The 6,619-nt window shown below is 64.1% G+C and carries 8 protein-coding genes and 1 pseudogene; 7 read left to right on the top strand and 2 right to left on the bottom strand.

Going from position 1 to position 6,619, the window contains the following annotated elements:
* Positions 1–669 (top strand): annotated as a pseudogene (locus WBB85_RS01770) (type III glutamate--ammonia ligase); the annotation flags it as partial.
* 103 nt (positions 670–772) lie between these two features.
* Here the strand turns inward: WBB85_RS01770 and rpsU are convergent.
* On the bottom strand, positions 773–979 hold the full coding sequence (gene rpsU / locus WBB85_RS01775; RefSeq protein WP_119750744.1) for a 30S ribosomal protein S21: 207 nt from the start codon (positions 977–979) through the stop codon (positions 773–775).
* 108 nt (positions 980–1,087) lie between these two features.
* Between rpsU and WBB85_RS01780 the strand changes: the two genes are divergently transcribed.
* From WBB85_RS01780 to WBB85_RS01805, 6 genes are all read left to right on the top strand, one after another.
* On the top strand, positions 1,088–1,792 hold the full coding sequence (locus WBB85_RS01780; RefSeq protein WP_432636907.1) for a COQ9 family protein: 705 nt from the start codon (positions 1,088–1,090) through the stop codon (positions 1,790–1,792).
* Positions 1,789–2,778: an NAD(P)H-quinone oxidoreductase gene (locus WBB85_RS01785; RefSeq protein WP_432636908.1), complete on the top strand. Its 990-nt coding sequence runs from the start codon at positions 1,789–1,791 to the stop codon at positions 2,776–2,778. The genes WBB85_RS01780 and WBB85_RS01785 overlap by 4 nt, the downstream gene beginning before the upstream one ends.
* A gap of 153 nt (positions 2,779–2,931) precedes the next feature.
* The gene (parA, locus tag WBB85_RS01790) at positions 2,932–3,564 is read left to right on the top strand and encodes a ParA family partition ATPase (protein ID WP_432636909.1); all 633 of its coding nucleotides are present in this window, start codon (positions 2,932–2,934) and stop codon (positions 3,562–3,564) included.
* Positions 3,565–3,626: 62 nt separating this feature from the next.
* A complete protein-coding gene (locus WBB85_RS01795) occupies positions 3,627–3,959 on the top strand; it encodes a zf-TFIIB domain-containing protein (protein ID WP_432636910.1) in 333 nt (110 codons plus the stop codon).
* Positions 3,960–4,027: 68 nt separating this feature from the next.
* Positions 4,028–4,345 (top strand): antibiotic biosynthesis monooxygenase family protein, encoded by a 318-nt coding sequence (locus WBB85_RS01800; RefSeq protein ID WP_432636911.1) that lies wholly within the window; start codon positions 4,028–4,030, stop codon positions 4,343–4,345.
* Between the two features lie 110 nt (positions 4,346–4,455).
* On the top strand, positions 4,456–5,355 hold the full coding sequence (locus WBB85_RS01805) for a bestrophin family protein (protein ID WP_432636912.1): 900 nt from the start codon (positions 4,456–4,458) through the stop codon (positions 5,353–5,355).
* A 4-nt stretch (positions 5,356–5,359) separates the two neighbouring features.
* Here WBB85_RS01805 and WBB85_RS01810 read toward each other — a convergent pair.
* A partial coding sequence (locus WBB85_RS01810; protein ID WP_432636913.1) for a bifunctional folylpolyglutamate synthase/dihydrofolate synthase occupies positions 5,360–6,619 on the bottom strand: 1,260 nt, incomplete at its 5' end.

Here is a 6,619-nt window from a genome sequence, read left to right on the forward strand (position 1 = left end):
GAAAAGCACGGGCTGCGCGCGACCTTCATGCCAAAGCCGTTCAAGGGACTGACCGGTTCGGGGTGCCATGCGCATATTTCGGTCTGGGACTTGGACGGCAAAACCAACGCCTTTGCTGACCCGTCAATGGAGCTGGGCCTTTCCGAACGCGGCCGGCATTTTCTGGGCGGCATCATGAAACATGCCTCGGCGCTTGCGGCGATCACAAATCCGACCGTCAACAGCTACAAGCGGATCAACGCGCCGCGCACCACATCCGGCGCGACCTGGGCACCGAATACCGTGACCTGGACCGGCAACAACCGCACCCATATGGTGCGCGTCCCCGGACCCGGCCGGTTTGAGCTGCGCCTTCCCGACGGGGCAGCAAATCCCTATTTGCTTCAGGCAGTGATCATCGCGGCAGGCCTCGACGGCGTGCGCAGTCAGGCTGATCCGGGGAAGCGGTGGGACATCGATATGTATGCCGAGGGGCACAAGGTGAAAGGGGCGCCGAAGCTGCCGCTAAACCTGCTCGACGCGCTTCGGGAATACGACAAGGACAAGTCGCTGAAGGCCGCGATGGGCATGGAATTCTCATCCGCCTATCTGAAGCTGAAACAGCAGGAATGGAATTCCTTCGTGTCGCATTTCTCCCGGTGGGAGAAGGAGCATACGCTGGATATCTGATCCGGCATTACCGCAGGGATGGACAACGAAAAACCCCCGGGGCTTGCCTCGGGGGTTGATCGTCTGTCGCGGAGTTGCCCCCGCCAGCTGTTCCAGCCGCGTCTTAGAGCGCGCCTTCGCGCTGGGCCTTCTTGCGTGCCAGTTTGCGGGCACGGCGGATGGCCTCGGCCTTCTCGCGCGCTTTCTTGACGGAGGGCTTCTCGAAGTGTTGCCGAAGCTTCATTTCACGGAAAACCCCTTCGCGCTGAAGTTTTTTCTTCAGAGCACGAAGCGCCTGTTCGACGTTGTTGTCGCGAACGCTGACCTGCATGTGGTTGTCACCACCTTCCTAAGTTAGAGTTGCAATCAGTTGCAGGAGGCGCCCCTATAGCAAAGGCCCCGGCTTTTGTCTATGGGGTGGGTGAGGCGGAGGCAGGCCATGGAAAACAAGGGTTTCGACATCGGTTCGGCGAAGGAAAAGCTGCTGGAAGCCGCTCTCAAACATGCCGTCTTCGATGGCTGGTCAGAGGCCACGTTTCAGGCGGCCTGCGCCGATACCGGCATCGCCCCCGATCTGGCCCGCGCCGTCTTCCCGCGCGGGGCACTGGACCTTGCGGTCGCCTATCACAAGGCAGGCGATGCGGCGATGGTGGCAGCACTTGAGGCCAAAGACCTTGCCGCCCTGCGGTTCCGCGACCGGGTTACGCTGGCCGTCCGGCTGCGCCTTGATGGGGCGGACCGGGAACTGGTGCGGCGGGGGACAGCTCATTTTGCCCTGCCGCAGAACGCCGCGACGGGGGCGGCCCTTGTCTGGGGTACGGCGGATGCGATCTGGCGCGCCCTCGGTGACACATCGGACGACATCAACTGGTATTCCAAACGCGCGACCCTGTCGGCGGTCTATTCATCCACGGTCCTTTACTGTCTTGGCGATGGAAGCGAGGGGCAAAGCGCGACATGGGATTTTCTCGACCGCCGAATCGAAGACGTGATGCGGTTCGAGAAGTTCAAGGCGCAGGTGCGGGACAATCCGGTGCTGGGCCGGGTGCTGGCCGGGCCAATGAAGATACTGGACCGGGTCCGGGCACCAGCACGCGCGCCGGATGACCTGCCGGGACGAATGACGGGCAAGGAGGGCGCATGACGCTGCCAAAGACGATGCGGGCGATCGAGATTTCTGCGCCGGGCGGGCCGGAGGTGCTGACCCCGGTTGAAGTACCAGTGCCGGTGCCGGGCCCCGGCCAGATCCTGATCGAGGTCCATTGGGCAGGCGTCAACCGCCCCGACGCTTTGCAACGCGCGGGCGCTTATGCCCCGCCGCCCTCGGCCTCGCCCCTGCCGGGGCTGGAGGCATCGGGGCGCGTGGCGGCTTTGGGTCCGGATGTATCCGGCTGGTCGGTCGGCGATGCGGTCTGCGCGCTGCTGCCCGGCGGCGGCTATGCCGAATATGTCGCGACCCCTGCCGCACACGCCTTGCCGATCCCCGCAGGCATGGACCTGCGCGAGGCCGCCTGCCTGCCCGAGACCTGCTATACGGTCTGGTCCAACGTCTTCATGCGCGGGGGGCTCAAGGCCGGAGAGGTCTTCCTTGTCCATGGCGGGTCCTCCGGCATCGGCACGACGGCGATCCAGATCGCCAGCGCCTTGGGCGCGCGGGTCTTCACGACCGCCGGATCGGCCGAGAAATGCGCCGTCTGCGAAGGGTTGGGCGCGGAACGCGCGATCAACTACCGCGAGGAAGATTTCGTCGATATCCTGCGCGCGGCGGGCGGTGCCGACCTGATCCTAGACATGGTCGGCGGCGACTATATCTCGCGCAATATCAAGGCTTTGGCCGATGACGGGCGTCTCGTGCAGATCGCCTTTCTTTCGGGCCCCAAAGTGGAACTGAACTTCGCGCAAGTGATGACCCGCAGGCTGACCATCACCGGATCGACGCTCCGCCCGCAAAGCGACCTCGCCAAGGCGCGGATTGCCGAAGAACTGCGCGCGCATGTCTGGCCGCTGATCGAGGGTGGACGGCTGAAGCCGGTCATGGATTCCGAATTTCCGCTGGATCAGGCCGCCGAGGCGCACCGGCGCATCGAAAGCTCGGGTCATATCGGAAAGATCGTGCTGAAGCTGCGCTGAGGGAGCAGTCCGCGTAAGGTGGGTTTCAACCCACCTCCCCCGGACAGGCGTGGGTTGAAACCCACCTTACGGGCCCCTTCGCTGCCTGCGGCATTTCCGCCCGTGCAATCGCCAGAGAATCACCCTACGCTGAGCCGCAGCATCGGAGGGATCATGCCAGGCAAGGTCATTGCGGTCGTGCAGCAGAAGGGCGGGTCGGGCAAGACCACGCTGGCCGTCAACCTCGCCGTCGCGGCAATCCGGCGTGGGATGTCGGTGGCGCTGCTCGACACCGATCCACAAGGCTCGCTCGGCCGCTGGTTCATTACAAGACGCGAACGTCTCGGCGAGGCAGGGCTGGAGTTTTCCACCTCCTCGGCCTGGGGTGTCTCCTATGAATGCGAAAAGCTGAAGGGTGAGGCCGATCTGGTGATCGTCGACACGCCGCCCAAGGTCGATGCCGACTTGCGCCCCGCGTTGCGCGAGGCCGATCTGGTGCTGGTGCCGGTCGCCTCCTCTCATGTCGATCTCTGGGCGACCGAAGGCGTTCTTGACCTTGCCGCACGGGAACGCAAGCAAACCTGGCTGGTGATGAACCGCGCCCGGGCGGGAACACGGCTGGGCGAGGATGTGGCCCGCGCGGCTGCAGAACTGACAGCAGGCGTCGCAGAGGCGCGGCTGGCCAACCGGGTCGTCTATGCCGAAACGCTTGGTCAGGGGCTGGGCGCGGTTGAGGCGGGTAAGAGCGCTGCGACGGCAGAGGTCGGCGCGCTGACGGATGAGGTGCTGCGGCTTCTTGCCGACTGACTTGTATGGTCGCTGGCTGACCCCATATCGGACGGGACCCCATCAAAGGAGAGACCCGACCGATGAAATGCCCTGTCGACCATACGACGCTGGTGATGACCCAAAGAAACGGCGTAGAGATCGACTATTGCCCGAGCTGCCGTGGGGTCTGGCTGGATCGCGGGGAACTGGACAAGATCATCGATCGCAGTGTCGCAGATGCCGCACCGCCAGTGGCGCTGAAGGAACCCGGCCGCGACACACGGCCCGCGCCGCGCCGGGATGATGACCATGACCGCCATCGCGAACGCAACCGTGGCCACGACCGCGACGACGACGACGACGACGACGACGACCGGCGGCGGTACCGGAAGAAAAAACGCGAGAGTTTCCTCTCGGATCTCTTCGATTTCTGATCGCCGGTTTACAGGCCGCTTCCCGGGCGCGATAGTCAACTTGAACGCGCCCGGAACGGAGTGAGCCCATGCCGACAATTGCCAAGGATTTCAGCGGTCAGACCGTCATCACAACATTCGAGATGACGCCCGGCACGGCGCAGGACCTGATGGATGAGCTGAACGAAGCCTATGACAAGTTCATCCGTCACCAGCCGGGTTTCATCGGCGCGGGCCTGCATATGAACGACGCCCAGACCCGGATCGCCAATTATAGCCAATGGCGCGACCGCAAGGATTTTCAGGCGATGCTGCGCACGCCCGAGATGCGCGAAAGGAACCGTCGGATTGCCGAACTCTGCGCGCGCTTTGAGCCGGTGATGTACGAGGTGACGGAAGCCTTCTGACCACGAGCACCATCATGGCGAATGCGGCGCGGCGAATGTCGCATTTGCGCTGGTACGGAGGGGATTGAAAGGGCAGTTAGCAGCGGCCTGCCTATGCAACCGGATCTGCCATGATCGTTCGCGACACACCCAACCTCCTGCACCTCATCCTGGTGATGCAAGGCTCTATAGTCCCTCGGATCATCGGCCGCATTCTGGCCTTTGCCGGGTTCGCGCTGGCTGTGCTGCTGATCGACCGCCATATTCTGCCCCTGCCACATGTCTCCATTGCCGCGATGGGGGTGTTTGGCATCGCGCTGTCGCTGTTCCTCGGCTTTCGCAACAACGCCGCCTATGACCGTTGGTGGGAGGCGCGCAAACTCTGGGGTCAGATGATCGCCGATACCCGCTCGCTCGGGCGCGAAACGCTGATCTTTCTTGGGCAAGGTGCGGCGCGTGACGCGGTCATGACCGGCATGGCGGGTTTTGCGCATCTGCATCGCGGCTGGCTGCGCGGTGTGGCGGCAACGACCGAAGCTGGTGCATGGGATGAAAGCGCAACGAGGCATGCGGAACAGCGCAACCCGCCCGATGCGGCCCTCAGGGCGATGGCCGGGGTGATCCGGCAAGAGGCAGAAGCGGGCCGGATCGACGCGATGGGCCAGCGTGCTTTGGCTGAGCGGTTTGGCTCTGTGGCCCTTGCGCAAGCGGGTTGCGAACGGCTGGCCTCGGCCCCGATCCCCTTCGTCTATTCGCTGCTCGTTCTCAGGACGAGCCATCTTTACTGCCTGATCCTGCCCTTCGCCCTGATCGACACGGCGGGCGCATTCGCACCCGCTGTCGCTGCCATCGTCGCCTATGTCTTTTTCGGCCTGAACGCGGTCAGTGATGAGCTGGAACACCCCTTCCGCGATGCCGCCAACGGGTTGCCGCTGGATGCGATGTGCCGGGTGATCGAGATATCGGTGGCCGAGGCGCTGGGCCGCGAACCGCCCGAACCTATGCGGCCGGTAGATGGTGTCCTGAGCTGACTGTTCAGCCGTTCTCGCGCAGCACGCCGCCTGCCAGATAAAGCGATCCGCAGATCAGGATGCGGGCACCGGGATTGTCCCTGGCGATGGCGGTCACGGCGGCCAGCACGCTTTCGGCGGTTTCGGCCCGGATGCCCGCCTTGGCGGCGGCCTTCTGGGTGTCTTCGGCCGACAATGTATTGGCCTCACCCGGGATCGAGACCGCCGTCAGGCTTTCCGATGCCGCCGCAACCGGGCGCAGATAGCCAGCGATATCCTTGGTGTTGAGCATGCCGAGGATCAGATGGGTGGGCTTCGCGGGCAACCGTGCCAGCGTCGCCGCGACGGCGATGCCGCCCGCCGGATTGTGGCCGCCGTCGAGCCAGATTTCGCAATCACCCGCCGCTTCAATCAGAGGACCATGGCTCAGCCGCTGCATGCGGGCGGGCCAAAAGGCGTTGGTGACCGCCGCCTCGCAAGCCGCTTCATCCGCGCCGAGATGGCGGAGGGCGGCCAGCGCCGCGCCTGCATTGTCGATCTGATGCGGCCCGGGAAGGTTCGGCAGCGGAAGATCAAGAAGGCCGTTTTCGTCCTGAAAGATCAGCCGCCCGCGTTCTTCCCAGACCTGCCAGTGCTGGCCCTGCGCCAGAAGCGGCACACCGAGTTTTGCTGCACGCGCCTCGATCACCTCCATCGCCGCCTCTTCCTGCGGACCGACCACGCAAGGCACGCCGCGCTTGAGGATGCCGGCCTTCTCGCCCGCAATCTCGGGCAAGGTCTCACCCAGATATTGCTGGTGATCGATGGAGATGGGGGTGAGGATCGTCAGGCAAGGCGCGTCGATGACATTGGTCGCATCGAGCCTGCCGCCGAGCCCGACCTCAAGAAGCGTATAATCCGCCTTGGTCCGTGCAAAAGCCAGCAACGCAGCGCAGGTCGTGATCTCGAAATAGGTGATCGGGATGCCACCGTTGGCGGCTTCACATTCTTCGAGCACCTCTGAGAGGTAATCCTCGGAGATCAGGTCCCCGGCCAGCCGGATACGTTCGTGAAAGCGCGCGAGATGGGGCGAGGTATAGGCATGGACGCTTTTGCCCATCGCCTCCAGCCCCGCGCGGATCATCGCCTGGGTCGAGCCCTTGCCGTTGGTGCCCGCAAGGTGGATGACCGGGGGCAGGTTGCGTTCGGGGTGGTCAAGCGCCTCCAGAAGCCGCCAGACGCGATCCAGCGTCAGGTCGATGATTTTCGGATGCAGCGCCATCATGCGCGAAAGGATCAGGTCGGA

The sequence above is a fragment of the Albidovulum sp. genome (assembly GCF_049646345.1).
Taxonomy (GTDB): domain Bacteria; phylum Pseudomonadota; class Alphaproteobacteria; order Rhodobacterales; family Rhodobacteraceae; genus Albidovulum.

Excerpts from the sequence above, each read along its gene's own strand:
- WBB85_RS01795 (WP_432636910.1), top strand. The coding sequence starts at position 3,627 with ATGAAATGCCCTGTCGACCATACGACGCTGGTGATGACCCAAAGAAAC.
- rpsU (WP_119750744.1), bottom strand. The coding sequence starts at position 979 with ATGCAGGTCAGCGTTCGCGACAACAACGTCGAACAGGCGCTTCGTGCT.
- WBB85_RS01780 (WP_432636907.1), top strand. The coding sequence starts at position 1,088 with ATGGAAAACAAGGGTTTCGACATCGGTTCGGCGAAGGAAAAGCTGCTG.
- WBB85_RS01805 (WP_432636912.1), top strand. The coding sequence starts at position 4,456 with ATGATCGTTCGCGACACACCCAACCTCCTGCACCTCATCCTGGTGATG.
- parA (WP_432636909.1), top strand. The coding sequence starts at position 2,932 with ATGCCAGGCAAGGTCATTGCGGTCGTGCAGCAGAAGGGCGGGTCGGGC.
- WBB85_RS01800 (WP_432636911.1), top strand. The coding sequence starts at position 4,028 with ATGCCGACAATTGCCAAGGATTTCAGCGGTCAGACCGTCATCACAACA.
- WBB85_RS01785 (WP_432636908.1), top strand. The coding sequence starts at position 1,789 with ATGACGCTGCCAAAGACGATGCGGGCGATCGAGATTTCTGCGCCGGGC.